General features: G+C 71.4%; 13 protein-coding genes. 1 reads left to right on the top strand and 12 read right to left on the bottom strand.

Annotated features, from left to right (window positions below):
- Nucleotides 1–2: 2 nt before the first annotated feature.
- From secD to pgsA, 12 genes are all read right to left on the bottom strand, one after another.
- Entirely contained in the window at nucleotides 3–1,793 is a 1,791-nt protein-coding gene (gene secD, locus ACIBVL_RS28035) for a protein translocase subunit SecD (protein ID WP_399101059.1), read from the bottom strand.
- 132 nt (nucleotides 1,794–1,925) lie between these two features.
- A complete protein-coding gene (gene yajC / locus ACIBVL_RS28030; protein ID WP_399101057.1) occupies nucleotides 1,926–2,450 on the bottom strand; it encodes a preprotein translocase subunit YajC in 525 nt (174 codons plus the stop codon).
- Nucleotides 2,451–2,626: 176 nt separating this feature from the next.
- On the bottom strand, nucleotides 2,627–3,691 hold the full coding sequence (gene ruvB, locus ACIBVL_RS28025; RefSeq protein ID WP_399101055.1) for a Holliday junction branch migration DNA helicase RuvB: 1,065 nt from the start codon (nucleotides 3,689–3,691) through the stop codon (nucleotides 2,627–2,629).
- A 24-nt stretch (nucleotides 3,692–3,715) separates the two neighbouring features.
- Nucleotides 3,716–4,321, bottom strand: coding sequence for a Holliday junction branch migration protein RuvA (ruvA, locus tag ACIBVL_RS28020; RefSeq protein WP_399101053.1), 606 nt, complete (start codon nucleotides 4,319–4,321; stop codon nucleotides 3,716–3,718).
- On the bottom strand, nucleotides 4,318–4,860 hold the full coding sequence (gene ruvC / locus ACIBVL_RS28015; protein WP_399101051.1) for a crossover junction endodeoxyribonuclease RuvC: 543 nt from the start codon (nucleotides 4,858–4,860) through the stop codon (nucleotides 4,318–4,320). Before ruvC ends, ruvA begins: the two co-directional genes overlap by 4 nt.
- Before the next feature lie 126 nt (nucleotides 4,861–4,986).
- Nucleotides 4,987–5,739: a YebC/PmpR family DNA-binding transcriptional regulator gene (locus ACIBVL_RS28010; protein WP_399101049.1), complete on the bottom strand. Its 753-nt coding sequence runs from the start codon at nucleotides 5,737–5,739 to the stop codon at nucleotides 4,987–4,989.
- A 48-nt stretch (nucleotides 5,740–5,787) separates the two neighbouring features.
- Complete coding sequence (gene pdxT, locus ACIBVL_RS28005; protein ID WP_399101047.1) at nucleotides 5,788–6,393, bottom strand: pyridoxal 5'-phosphate synthase glutaminase subunit PdxT; 606 nt, start codon at nucleotides 6,391–6,393, stop codon at nucleotides 5,788–5,790.
- Between the two features lie 20 nt (nucleotides 6,394–6,413).
- Nucleotides 6,414–7,319, bottom strand: a complete 906-nt coding sequence (pdxS, locus tag ACIBVL_RS28000) for a pyridoxal 5'-phosphate synthase lyase subunit PdxS (RefSeq protein ID WP_399101045.1) — start codon at nucleotides 7,317–7,319, stop codon at nucleotides 6,414–6,416.
- A 129-nt stretch (nucleotides 7,320–7,448) separates the two neighbouring features.
- Complete coding sequence (locus ACIBVL_RS27995; RefSeq protein ID WP_399101043.1) at nucleotides 7,449–7,991, bottom strand: hypothetical protein; 543 nt, start codon at nucleotides 7,989–7,991, stop codon at nucleotides 7,449–7,451.
- A gap of 100 nt (nucleotides 7,992–8,091) precedes the next feature.
- The gene (locus ACIBVL_RS27990; protein WP_399101041.1) at nucleotides 8,092–9,264 is read right to left on the bottom strand and encodes a glycosyltransferase family 4 protein; all 1,173 of its coding nucleotides are present in this window, start codon (nucleotides 9,262–9,264) and stop codon (nucleotides 8,092–8,094) included.
- Complete coding sequence (locus ACIBVL_RS27985) at nucleotides 9,261–10,181, bottom strand: phosphatidylinositol mannoside acyltransferase (RefSeq protein WP_399101039.1); 921 nt, start codon at nucleotides 10,179–10,181, stop codon at nucleotides 9,261–9,263. The genes ACIBVL_RS27990 and ACIBVL_RS27985 overlap by 4 nt, the downstream gene beginning before the upstream one ends.
- Nucleotides 10,178–10,921: a phosphatidylinositol phosphate synthase gene (gene pgsA, locus ACIBVL_RS27980; protein WP_399101257.1), complete on the bottom strand. Its 744-nt coding sequence runs from the start codon at nucleotides 10,919–10,921 to the stop codon at nucleotides 10,178–10,180. The genes ACIBVL_RS27985 and pgsA overlap by 4 nt, the downstream gene beginning before the upstream one ends.
- A gap of 240 nt (nucleotides 10,922–11,161) precedes the next feature.
- Between pgsA and ACIBVL_RS27975 the strand changes: the two genes are divergently transcribed.
- A complete protein-coding gene (locus ACIBVL_RS27975) occupies nucleotides 11,162–13,357 on the top strand; it encodes an elongation factor G-like protein EF-G2 (RefSeq protein ID WP_399101037.1) in 2,196 nt (731 codons plus the stop codon).
- Nucleotides 13,358–13,418: the final 61 nt, after the last annotated feature.

Below are 13,418 nucleotides of genomic sequence, written 5' to 3'. Positions count from 1 at the left end.
GCTCACGCCTCCTTCGTGTCGACAGGGCCGGCGGCAAGACCGGAGGGACGGCGGGTGCGGCGCAGCGGGGGCTTGGCGCCCAGGCTCTTCGGGTCGAGCCCGGACCACTTGTGGCCGTCCGCGAAGAACTTCCGGCGGGCCAGCAGCGTCATCAGCGGCTTGGTGAAGAAGAAGACCACGACGACGTCGAGGACGGTGGTCAGACCCAGCGTGAACGCGAAGCCCTGGACCTTGCCGACGGTGACGATGAACAGCACCGCCGCGGCGAGGAACGACACGAAGTCGGAGACGAGGATGGTGCGCCGGGCACGCGGCCAGGCCCGCTCGACGGCGGGGCGCAGGGTGCGGCCCTCGCGGATCTCGTCCCGGATGCGTTCGAAGTACACGATGAACGAGTCCGCGGTGATACCGATGGCGACGATGGCACCGCAGACGGCCGGCAGGTTCAGCGCGAAGCCGATCGCCGGGCCGAGCAGCGACATGAGCACGTAGGTGAGGGCGCCGGAGACCAGCAGCGAGGCGATCGCGATCATCGACAGGCCGCGGTAGTAGGCGACCAGGTAGATCACGACCAGGGCGAGGCCGATGGCGCCGGCCAGCAGACCGGCGTGCAGTTGGTCACCGCCGAGCGCGGCGGTCACCGTGGTCACGCTCTGCTCCTTGAAGGAGAGCGGGAGCGCGCCGTACGACAGCATGTTGGCGAGGTTCTGTGCCTCGTCCTGCGTGAAGCTGCCGGAGATCTGGGCGTTGCCGCCGGTGATGGACTCCCGCACGAACGGGCTGGAGACGACATCGCCGTCGAGAACGATGGCGAACTCGTTCTGCGGCTCGGTGTTCTGCGCCAGCTGGGCCGTGACGTCGGCGAACTTCTTCCGGCCCTTGGAGTTGAACTCCATGGTGACCTGCCAGCCGGCGGCGGTCTGCGTGTCGTAGACCGCCTGGGCCTTGTCGACGTCGGTGCCGTCGACGGCGGCCGGGCCGAGCAGGTACTTGTACCAGACCTTGTCGATCTCACCGCAGGCGACGGTCGAGTCGCCGGGCTTGACGCCCTCGCCGGCCTTGGTGCGGACGGACTGCTTGGAGCAGTCCAGCGCCGCGTACTTGGCCTGGAGCGCGGCGGCCTCGGCCTCGGCGCCGGTGCTCGCGGTGGCCGAGGGGCTGGCGGAGGCCTTGGCGCTGCCGCTGGCGGACGACGACGGCGTGGAGTCGGCCTTCAGCGCGTCGGTGACGGAGCGGCCCTGCGAGGTGGCGGTGGGCGACGGGGACGACGTGGAGGTCGCCTCCTCGCCGGTGGAGCCGGAGGCGCTGGACGAAGGGCTCGCCGACGAACTCGGCGAGGCGCTGGAGGAGCCGCTGGCCGACGGGCTCGGCGAGGCGGTGGCGGCGGAGCCGGTGGCCTCCTGGGCCAGGACCGGGCGGAAGTACAGCTTGGCGGTGGTGCCGACCTGGTCCCGGGCTTCCTTGGAGTTGGTGCCCTTGGGGATGTTCACGATGATGTTGCGGTCGCCCTGGGTCTGCACCTCCGCCTCGGAGACGCCCAGGCCGTTGACACGGCGGTTCATGATCTCGACCGCGGTGTCCATGTTGGCCTTGTTGATCGCGGACCCTTGGTCGGCCTTCGCCTCCAGCGTGATGCTGGTTCCGCCGGCAAGGTCGATGCCGAGACGCGGGGTCGTGTGCCCGGAGGCGAACATGCCCCCCGTGAGCCCCACGATGGCGATCAGGATCAGGGCCAGCGAGCGCCCTGGCTTGCTCTGGGCGCTCGCGCTCCGGCCCTTCTTAGGTGCTGCCACCTTCTTGTACTCCCTCTCGGGCCGCCTCGCGCCGGGTCAGCGCGGCGGCGGCCATGACATTGGTCGGGATCCGCTGCGAGATGCGCACGCCCCGGGACGCACGGGGGTTACCCGTGTGCCCCGGGGACGTGACTACTTCTTCGCGTCGGAGTCGCCGTCGGTCTTCTTCGGCTCCTCGTCGGCCTCGGCCTGCCGGTCCTCGGGCGCGGCGGCCTGCTCCTCGGTCTCGACGGGCTGGTCCTTCTTGCCGAGGTCGACGGACTTCTCGTCGGAGGCGGCGGCAGCTTCGTCGGCGGTCTCGTCGACGTCGGCGGAGTCGGTGAGGGAGGAGGCGTCGTCCGGGACGACGGCGGAGTCGGACTTCAGGTCGTGCTCGATGCCGTGGACGATGCGGTTGTACTCGTCGTCGGTCAGGACGGCACCGATGGAGTTCTTGGCGAAGAGCAGTTCCACGCCCGGACCGGCGTCGAGGAGGACCGTGTCGTCACTGACCTCCTTGACCGTCGCGTACATGCCCCCGATGGTGCGGACGCCACTGCCGGGCTGCATCTGGTTCCGCATGTCGGCGGCCTGTTGCTGCTTCTTCTTGGCCGACCGGGTCATCAGGAACATGGCCCCGATGAGCACGATGAACGGGAGGAGGGTCACAGGACTCACGGGTCGGAACTTCCTTCAAGCGACCGCGTTGGTTCGAGCGGCCTGATGGATGGGGGTTGGTTGTGCCGCCGACAAGGGCGGCATCGGCGGAGTCTAAGCGAGTCCGCGTGCATGGAACAACGCTCAGCATGGCACCTGGGTTCCTGGCCTCGCCATTGCCCCCGCCGATGAACCGCTCAGGTCCCGAACAGGTCCTGCTGTCCGTTTCCCGCCACGGTGCGCGGCGGGGTGAGGCCGAGGTGCGTCCAGGCGGCCGGGGTGGCAACGCGTCCGCGCGGGGTGCGGGCGAGCAACCCCTCGCGCACGAGGAACGGCTCGGCCACCTCTTCCACTGTCTCGCGTTCCTCCCCCACCGCGACGGCGAGGGTGGACAGGCCGACCGGGCCGCCGCCGAAGAGCTTCAGCAGGGCCTGAAGGACCGCGCGGTCGAGACGGTCGAGCCCGCGGGCGTCCACCTCGTAGACGGCGAGGGCCGCCGAGGCGATGTCGCGGGTGATCACGCCGTCGGCCTTGACCTGGGCGTAGTCGCGGACGCGGCGCAGCAGGCGGTTGGCGATGCGGGGGGTGCCGCGGGAGCGGCCGGCGATCTCGGCGGCGCCGTCGGTGTCGATCTCGACGTCGAGGAGGTTCGCCGAGCGGTGGATCACGCGCCGCAGTTCGGCGGGCTCGTAGAACTCCATGTGCGCGGTGAAGCCGAAGCGGTCGCGCAGCGGGGGCGGCAGCAGGCCCGCACGGGTGGTGGCGCCGACCAGGGTGAAGGGCGGCAGTTCGAGGGGGATGGCGGTGGCGCCGGGGCCCTTGCCGACGATGACGTCGACGCGGAAGTCCTCCATCGCCATGTACAGCATCTCCTCGGCGGGCCGGGACATGCGGTGGATCTCGTCGAGGAAGAGGACCTCGCCCTCCTGGAGGGAGGACAGGATCGCCGCGAGGTCGCCGGCGTGCTGGATCGCGGGTCCCGAGGTGATGCGGATGGGGGCGCCCATCTCGGCCGCGATGATCATCGAGAGGGTGGTCTTGCCGAGGCCGGGGGCGCCGGAGAGCAGCACGTGGTCGGCGGTCGCCCCGCGCGCGCGTGCGGCGCGCAGGACGAGGTCGAGCTGTTCGCGGACCTTCTCCTGGCCGATGAACTCGCCCAGGTCCTTGGGGCGCAGGGCGGCCTCGACGGCCTGGTCCTCACGGTCGGCGACAGGGCCCACCAGCCGTTCGGAGCCGCCGTCGGTCGTGTCGTCCCAGTTCATTGATGTGCCTCGGGGGGTGGGGGGTCAGCGGGCGCGGTTGAGGGTCTGCAGGGCGGCCCTGAGGAGCTGCCCCACCTGCGGGGTGCCCTCGGCGGCCTCGGCCTGTGGGGTCACGGCCACCACGGCCTCGTCGGCCTCGCGGGTGGCGTAGCCCAGGCCGATCAGGGCGGCGTGCAGCTGATCGCGCCAGCCCTGGGTGACCGGGGCTCCGATCGCGGGGGCGCCGACGGGCTCGCCGAGCCGATCCTTCAGTTCCAGCAGGAGCTTCTGGGCACCCCGCTTGCCGATGCCGGGGACCGCGATCAGCGCCTTCTCGTCGCCGGTGGACACGGCGCGGCGCAGGGCGTCCGGGGTGTGCACGGCCAGCATGGCCTGCGCGAGGCGCGGTCCGACCCCGCTCGCGGTCTGGAGCAGCTCGAAGACCTGGCGCTCGTCGTCGTCCACGAAGCCGTACAGGGTCAGGGAGTCCTCGCGGACGACCAGGGAGGTTGCCAGCTTGGTCGGCTGGCCCATCCGCAGGCCCGCGAGGGTGTTCGGCGTGCACTGGACGGCGATGCCGATGCCGCCCACCTCCACCACCGCGGAGCCGGGGGCGAGGGCGGCGACCGGTCCGCTCACGAAGGCGATCATGCCGTACGGCCTTTCGTCGGTGCTGTGGCCGCGTGCAGGGCGACGGCCTGCTGGAGTCGGTTCTGCGCGGGGGCGCGCCAGATGTGGCAGATGGCGAGGGCGAGGGCGTCGGCGGCGTCGGCGGGCTTGGGCGGTGCGGCCAGCCGGAGCAGGCGTGTGACCATGGCGCCGACCTGCGCCTTGTCGGCGCGGCCGCTGCCGGTGACGGCTGCCTTGACCTCGCTGGGGGTGTGCAGGGCGACGGGGATGCCGCGGCGGGCGGCGCACAGCATGGCGACGGCGCTGGCCTGGGCGGTGCCCATGACGGTCCGGACGTTGTGCTGGCTGAACACCCGCTCCACGGCGACGTATTCGGGCCGGTGCTCGTCCAGCCACTGTTCGATGCCCTGCTCGATGGCGAGGAGGCGGTGGCCCAGCTCCGCGTCGGCGGGCGTGCGTACGACACCGACGCCGATCATGGTGAGCGGCCGCCCCGCGACCCCCTCGACGACGCCGACACCGCACCGCGTCAGTCCGGGGTCCACCCCCAGTACGCGCACGCGCGCCCCCTCCCCTTGGACGGTGATCTCTGGATGTCGCCAGGCTATCCGCTGCCGCTGACAACGGCGGCGGGCCGGTAGGACGTGTCCCACCGGCCCGCCGAATCCGCTGGGCTCGCGGCAGCGTTACGCGTCGACCTTCTCCATGACCTCGTCGCTGACGTCGAAGTTGGCGAAGACGTTCTGGACGTCGTCGCTGTCCTCGAGCGCGTCGATCAGCTTGAAGATCTTCCTGGCGCCCTCCTCGTCCAGCTCGACCTGCATGGTCGGGACGAAGTTGGCCTCGGCGGAGTCGTAGTCGATGCCGGCTTCCTGGAGGGCGGTGCGGACCGCGACCAGGTCGGTGGCCTCGCTGAGCACCTCGAAGGACTCACCGAGGTCGTTGACCTCCTCGGCGCCGGCGTCCAGGACGGCGCCGAGGACGTCGTCCTCGCTCAGCTCGCCCTTGGGGACGATGACGACGCCCTTGCGGTTGAAGAGGTACGACACCGAGCCCGGGTCGGCCATCGAGCCGCCGTTGCGGGTCATGGCGACACGGACGTCGGAGGCCGCGCGGTTGCGGTTGTCGGTGAGGCACTCGATGAGCACCGCGACGCCGTTCGGGCCGTAGCCCTCGTACATGATCGTCTCGTAGTCGGCACCGCCGGCCTCGAGACCGCCGCCGCGCTTGATCGCGGAGTCGATGTTCTTGTTCGGCACCGACTGCTTCTTGGCCTTCTGTACGGCGTCGTACAGCGTCGGGTTGCCTTCCAGATCCACGCCGCCCATGCGCGCCGCGACCTCGATGTTCTTGATCAGCTTCGCGAAGAGCTTGCCGCGCTTGGCGTCGATCACGGCCTTCTTGTGCTTCGTCGTAGCCCATTTAGAGTGGCCGGACATCTGCCTGTCTCCTTCGCGTAACCATCCACATAACGAACGCCAGAGATCCTACAAGGACTCCGGCGCCCGGTTCGCGCGCACCATGTCGACGAACAGCGCGTGCACGCGGTGGTCGCCGGTCAGTTCCGGGTGGAACGACGTGGCGAGCGCGTTGCCCTGGCGGACGGCGACGATGTGGCCGTCGTGCTCGGCGAGCACCTCGGTCTCGGCGCCCACGGACTCCACCCAGGGAGCGCGGATGAAGACGCCCTCCACAGGATCGCCCTCGACGCCCGTGACGTCCACGGCCGCCTCGAAGGACTCGTTCTGCCGCCCGAAGGCGTTGCGCCGCACGATCATGTCGATGCCGCCGATCGTCTCCTGGCCCGAGCGCGGGTCGAGGATCTTGTCGGCGAGCATGATCAGGCCGGCGCAGGTGCCGTAGACGGGCATGCCGTTCCGCACCCGCGCGCGGAGGGGCTCCATCACGTCGAAGAGGACGGCCAGCTTGGAGATGGTCGTGGACTCGCCGCCGGGGATGACGAGGCCGTCCACCTCGGCGAGTTCCTCGGGGCGCCGCACCGGCCTGGCCACGGCGTCGGCCGCGGCCAGGGCGATGAGGTGCTCCCGTACGTCGCCCTGGAGGGCCAGGACGCCTATGACAGGAGTGTTCATGGGGTGGCTACCAGTGATCCTTACCAGCCGCGGTTGGCGTAGCGCTCGGTCTCGGGGAGGGTGTCGCAGTTGATGCCGACCATGGCCTCGCCGAGGTTGCGGGACGCGTCCGCGATGATCTTCGGGTCGTCGTAGAAGGTGGTGGCCTTGACGATGGCGGCGGCGCGCTTGGCCGGGTCGCCGGACTTGAAGATGCCGGAGCCGACGAAGACGCCCTCGGCGCCGAGCTGGCGCATCAGCGCGGCGTCGGCCGGGGTCGCGACACCACCGGCGGAGAACAGCACCACGGGGAGCTTGCCGAGTTCGGCGACCTCCTTGACCAGCTCGTACGGGGCGCGCAGCTCCTTGGCGGCGGCGTACAGCTCGTGGTTGTCGTAGCCGCGCAGCCTGGCGATCTCGTTCTTGATCTGGCGCAGGTGGCGCACGGCCTCGACGACGTTGCCGGTGCCGGCCTCGCCCTTGGAGCGGATCATCGCGGCGCCCTCGGCGATGCGGCGCAGTGCCTCGCCCAGGTTGGTGGCGCCACAGACGAAGGGGGTGGTGAAGGCCCACTTGTCGGAGTGGTTGACCTCGTCGGCCGGGGTGAGGACCTCGGACTCGTCGATGTAGTCGACGCCGAGGGACTGCAGCACCTGGGCCTCGACGAAGTGGCCGATGCGGGACTTGGCCATCACCGGGATGGAGACCGCCTCGATGATGCCCTCGATCATGTCGGGGTCGGACATCCGGGCCACGCCGCCGTCCTTGCGGATGTCGGCCGGGACCCGCTCCAGGGCCATGACGGCGACGGCCCCCGCGTCCTCGGCGATCTTCGCCTGCTCCGGCGTGACGACGTCCATGATCACGCCGCCCTTGAGCTGCTCGGCCATGCCGCGCTTCACGCGTGCGGTGCCGGTCTCGGGAGCCTGGTTCTCGGTGATGGACACGGGTTGACCTCACTGGAGTGGAAGAGGGGTTTCTGCAACCACCGAGGAAACGTGAGTGGACCAGTCCACAGCAAGGGCCAATGGCAAGCCGGTGGATCCTTTTCCGCCCCGGGGGCCGGGCGGGCGGCCTCAGGCCGCGCGGTCGGACAGGGTGGCCGGGGGCTCGTCGTCCATCTCGAAGGCCATCGGGAACGGGGCGTGGCCGGCCAGCCGGAACCAGCGGACCTTGCGGTGCTCGCGCAGCCGGCGGGCCGCGCCCACGGCGTCGTTGTGGAAGCGCCGGGCCATGGGAACTCGGCGGACGGCCTCGGTCAGCTCGTGCGCCGCGGCCTCTCCGCCGGGCGCCGCACGGACCACGTCCAGCTGTGCCGGCTCCGAGAAGATCGCCCGCAGCGCCTGGCTGAGCTCGCTCTCGGCGACCTCCCGCTGCTCCTCCTCGGCCTGCCGGGCGGCGTGTGCGGCCTCGTACAGCACGATCGAGGCGGCCGGATCCAGCACGCCCGAGGTGGCCAGTTCCTGGGCCACGGACGCCCGGCGCAGCAGCTGGGCGTCCAGCGCGGCGCGGGTGGCGTCGATCCGGGCGTGCAGGCGGTCCAGCCGCCCCGCCGTCCAGCTCAGGTACAGGCCGATCGCGACGAGGACGACGAGGGCCCAGATCAGGGTTGCGGTCACGGGCAGCAAGGCTATCGGGACGCCCCATCGCCCCGGGGAGCCGGTCGGTCCGGTCCGTCGGCCCACGCCGCGCCGGATCGGCCCCGCACCGCCCCTCCGGTCAGTCCCGCGCCAACCCCAGCCGGGCCCGCAGCCCCGAGACCCACCGGTCGTCGTCGGCCGCGGCCACCGCCGCCGCGCCGGCCGTCACCGTCTCGTACACCGACAGGATGTCCGCGCCGACGGTCGACCAGTCGAAGCGACGCACATGGGCGCTGCCGCGCTCGCGCAGTTCGGCCCGCCGTGCGGGATCGCCCAGGAGCCTTACGGCCGCCTCGGCCAGCGCGTCGGCGTCCTCGTTGGCGAAGAGTTCGCCCGCCGCGCCCTGGTCGAGGACCTGGGCGAAGGCGTCCAGGTCGGAGGCGAGGACGGGGGCGCCCGCCGACATGGCCTCGACGAGGATGATGCCGAAGCTCTCGCCACCGGTGTTGGGGGCGACGTACAGGTCGACGCTGCGCAGGAAGCGGGCCTTGTCCTCGTCGCTGACCATGCCGAGGAACTCCACGCGCGCACGCAGTTCCCCGGGAAGGTCGGCCACCGCCTCTTCCTCGTCGCCTCGGCCCGCGACCAGCAGGCGGGCGTTCGGGCGCTCGGCGAAGATCCTCGGCAGGGCCTTCACCAGCACGGGCAGGCCCTTGCGGGGCTCGTCGATGCGGCCGACGAAGCCGATCGTGTCACCCTGCCACTCGGCCCTGGGCTCGGCCTTGGCGAAGAACTCCACGTCGACGCCGTTGGGGATGACGACCGCGTCGCCGCCGAGGTGCTCGACCAGGGTGCGGCGGGCGTACTCGCTCACCGCGATCCGCGCGCTGATCTTCTCCAGCGCGGCCTGGAGGATCGAGTACGCGGCGATCATCGCGCGCGAACGGGGGTTGGAGGTGTGGAAGGTGGCCACGATGGGTCCCTGCGCCGCCCAGCAGGTCAGCAGGCCGAGGGAGGGCGAGGTGGGCTCGTGGATGTGGACGACGTCGAACGCGCCGTCGTGCAGCCAGCGGCGTACCCGCGCCGCGCTCAGGAAGCCGAAGTTGAGACGGGCCACCGAGCCGTTGTACGGCACCGGGACCGCGCGGCCGGCCGAGACGACGTAGGGCGGCAGCGGGGTGTCGTCGTCCGCCGGGGCGAGGACGGACACCTCGTGGCCGAGCCGGACGAAGTACTCGGCGAGGTCGCGGATGTGGAACTGGACGCCACCCGGCACGTCCCAGGAGTACGGGCAGACGATGCCGATCCTCACGCGGTCCCCCCGTGAGCGGAACGCGCCGGGTCGAGATCCGCGCGCCACAACCGCTGCAGCATGTGCCAGTCCTCCGGATGGTCGGCGATGCCCGAGGCGAAGACGTCTGCCAGGGCCTGTGTCATGACAGACGTCTTCTCGGCCCGCGTACCTGTCCCGGGTACCTCGACCGGGGGATGGACGCGGCCCCGCATGACGGGCGAGTCGTCGTACCAGAGCGTGACGGGGAGCAGGAGCGCGCCGGTCTGCTGGGCGAGCAGGGCGGGCCCCGCGGGCATCGTCGCCGTGTCGCCGAAGAAGGTCACCGGGACGCCCGAGGCGGACAGGTCCCGCTCGGCGACCAGGCAGACCAGTCCGCCGTCGCGCAGCCGTCTGGCCAGGGTGCCGAAGGCGGTGCCGCCGCTGTGCGGCAGGACCTCCATGCCGAGGCCCTCGCGGTAGGCGACGAAACGGTCGTAGAGGGTCTCGGGCCTCAGGCGCTCGGCGACCGTCGTGAACGGCGTCCGGAGCGCGGTGGTGACCCAGGCGCCGGCGAGGTCCCAGTTGGCCATGTGGGGCAGTGCGAGGACGACGCCCCGTCCGGAGGCGATGCCGTCGGTCAGGTGGTGGAGGTCCTTGGGGTCGAAGCCGCTCTTGATCCGCTCCTCGCTCCACACCGGCAGACGGAAGGACTCCATCCAGTAGCGCAGGTAGGACCGCATGCCCGCGCGCGAGAGCTCGGCGAGGCGCTCGGGGCCGGCGTCGGGCACCACGCGCGCGTAGTTGGCCTCCAGCCGCCGCACACCCTTGCCGCGCCGCTTCCAGGCGAGGTCGGCGAGGGACCGCCCCAGGCGCACGGCGGCCGGCTCGGGGAGCTTCTTGACGGTGCTCCAGCCGAGACCGTACAGCGCGTCGGTCAGACGCTCCTGGGGGCTCACTTCGCGGCCTCGCTCCCCCGGGCCTCGTGTCCCTCGTCCTCCGCGGCCGCGGCGGCCTCCGCCTCGGCCGACTCCCGCCGGACCGTGACGACCCGCTGGATCAGGGTGACCAGGCTGCCGACGGCGACGATCCACAGGGCGGCCGGCAGCAGGTACTGGATGCCCGGTACGCCGAACTTGTGCAGTCCCGCCAGCCCGGCCGCGACCAGCGAGACCACCAGCCGCTCGGCGCGCTCGACGAGGCCGTTGACGGCGACCGGCAGGCCGATCGATTCACCACGGGCCTTGGTGTACGACACCACCTGGCCGCTGGCCAGGCAGAAGATCGAGACGGCGCACAGGACGTTGTCGTTCCCGTGGCCGGCGTACCAGAGGGCGAAGCCGCCGAAGATGGCGCCGTCGGCGACCCGGTCGAGCGTGGAGTCCAGGAAGGCTCCCCAGCGGCTGGAGCGGCCCAGCTGGCGGGCCATGTTGCCGTCGACGAGGTCGGAGAACACGAACAGCGTGATCACGACCGTGCCCCAGAAGAACTCGCCACGGGGGTAGAAGACCAGCGCTCCCGCGACCACACCGGCGGTGCCGATGAGCGTGACCGTGTCGGGGCTGACGCCCCGCCGGATCAGAAACGCGGCGAACGGTGTGAGGACACGCGTGAAGAATGCACGCGCGTACTTGTTCAGCATGGCCTTCCCGAGGGTCGGTGTCGCCGCGCGGCCCCTGCTGACCACCGGCTGGCCCATCGTAGTCACGCGCGCGTGTGTGCGACGGGCGGGCACCCACAGCCCCGTGTCACGGCCTCGCGGCATCAGGGTCACGGCCCGGTCGCGGCCGAGTCCAGGGGTCGTGGCGTCCCTCGTATGGACGCACGGTGACGGGAGTGGAAAGCTCGAAGGACCGCGGGCGTCGCCGGAGCCGCCATCGCACGCGGGGCTCGCGTGCCCGCGCCCCCAGTGACCTCACCGTGCACGGGAGGCAAGGAAATGGGCGACAAGGCGAACACACACCCCGGAGCCGCCGGCAGGGCTACGGCGGCCGACCATCCCGCGTCCGTACGGAATGTGGTGCTGGTCGGCCACTCCGGTTCGGGCAAGACGACATTGGTGGAAGCTCTCGCGCTGACGACGGGAGCGGTGAACCGGGCGGGCCGTGTGGAGGACGGCGGCACCGTCTCGGACTACGACGAGATCGAGCACCGGCAGCAGCGCTCCGTACAGCTCTCCCTGGTGCCGGTCGAATGGGACGGCATCAAGGTCAACCTCCTCGACACCCCCGGATACGCCGACTTCGTCGGGGAGCTCAGGGCCGGTCTGCGCGCGGCGGACGCGGCCCTCTTCGTCGTCTCGGCCTCGGACGGCGTGGACGGCTCGACCCGCATGGTGTGGGAGGAGTGCGCGGCCGTCGGCATGCCGCGCGCGATCGTCGTCACGCACCTGGAGGCGGCCCGCGCGGACTTCGAGGAGATGACCCGGGTCTGCGCGGAGGCCTTCGGGGGTGACGATCCGGACGCCGTGCTCCCGCTGTACCTGCCGCTGCACGGCCCGCAGGCCGCCGACGGGCACGCGCCCGTGACCGGTCTGACGGGGCTGCTGTCGCGGACGCTGTTCGACTACTCCTCCGGCGAACGCAAGGAGTCCGAGCCGGGCGAGGACCAGCTGCCGGACCTCGAGGAGGCCCGCAACCGGCTGATCGAGGGGATCATCGCCGAGAGCGAGGACGAGACCCTCATGGACCGTTATCTCGGCGGCGAGCAGATCGACGTCAAGACGCTCGTCGACGACCTGGAGCGGGCCGTCGCGCGCGGCACGTTCTTCCCGGTCCTGGCGGCCGCGCCCGCCTCCGACGGGGCCCGCCAGGGCATCGGCACGGTCGAGCTGCTGGAACTGGTCACCCGGGGCTTCCCGACGCCGCTGGAGCGCGAGGCCCCCCGGGTGACGACGGTCGACGGCAGGCCGCGTGAGCTGAAGCCGTGCGATCCCGAGGGCCCGCTGGTCGCGGAGGTCGTCAAGACCTCCTCCGACCCCTACGTCGGGCGTGTCTCGCTCGTCCGCGTCTTCTCCGGCACCCTGCACCCCGACGAGACCGTCCACGTCTCCGGGCACGGCCTGGCCGACCGCGGCCACGAGGACCACGACGTCGACGAGAAGATCGGCGCCCTGTCCGCGCCGTTCGGCAAACAACAGCGGGGGCTGACGCACGCCATCGCGGGCGACCTCGCGTGCGTGGCGAAACTCGGCCGCGCGGAGACCGGCGACACGCTCTCCGCGAAGGACGACCCGCTCCTCATGGAGCCCTGGCAGATGCCCGACCCGCTGCTTCCGCTGGCCATCCAGGCGCACAGCAAGCCCGACGAGGACAAACTCTCGCAGGGACTGGCCCGGCTGGTCGCCGAGGACCCGACGATGCGCCTGGAGCAGAACCAGGACACCCACCAGGTCGTCCTGTGGTGCCTGGGCGAGGCCCACGCCGACGTGGCCCTGGAGCGGCTGCGCTCCCGCTACGGCGTCCAGGTCGACGTCGTACCGCACAAGGTCTCCCTGCGGGAGACGTTCGCGGACAAGTCCGGCGGGCGCGGGCGGCATGTCAAGCAGTCCGGCGGGCACGGGCAGTACGCCATCTGCGAGATCGAGGTGGAGCCGCTGCCCGGCGGCTCGGGCATCGAGTTCGTGGACAAGGTCGTCGGCGGGGCGGTGCCGCGGCAGTTCATCCCGTCCGTCGAGAAGGGCGTACGGGCGCAGGCCGCCAAGGGCGTCGCGACCGGGTATCCGCTGATCGACGTGCGGGTCACGCTGCTCGACGGCAAGGCGCACTCGGTGGACTCCTCCGACGCCGCGTTCCAGACGGCGGGCGCGCTCGCGCTGCGGGAGGCCGCGGCCAATGCGCGGATCCATCTCCTCGAGCCGGTGGCCGAGGTGAGTGTGCTGGTCGGCGACGACTACGTGGGCCCCGTGATGAGCGACCTGTCGGGGCGGCGCGGCCGGGTGCTGGGCACCGAGCAGACGGCCGGCGGACGCACTCTCGTCCGGGCCGAGGTGCCCGAGATCGAGATCGGCCGGTACGCGGTGGACCTGCGCTCGCTCTCGCACGGCACGGCCCGTTTCCACCGCGCGTACGCGCGGCACGAGCCGATGCCGCCGCCGGTGGCCGAGCGGGTCCGTCAACAGGCGGAGGCCGGTTAGGCGTTGAGACGACGGCAGACTCAAGTGACGTGGGAGGAAGGTGATCCTCCGGTTCGGCGGG

The sequence above is a fragment of the Streptomyces sp. NPDC049687 genome (genome assembly GCF_044465285.1).
Lineage (GTDB): Bacteria > Actinomycetota > Actinomycetes > Streptomycetales > Streptomycetaceae > Streptomyces.
The sequence above is the reverse complement of the archived record's forward strand: the minus strand, read 5'-3'. Positions and strand labels throughout refer to the sequence as shown.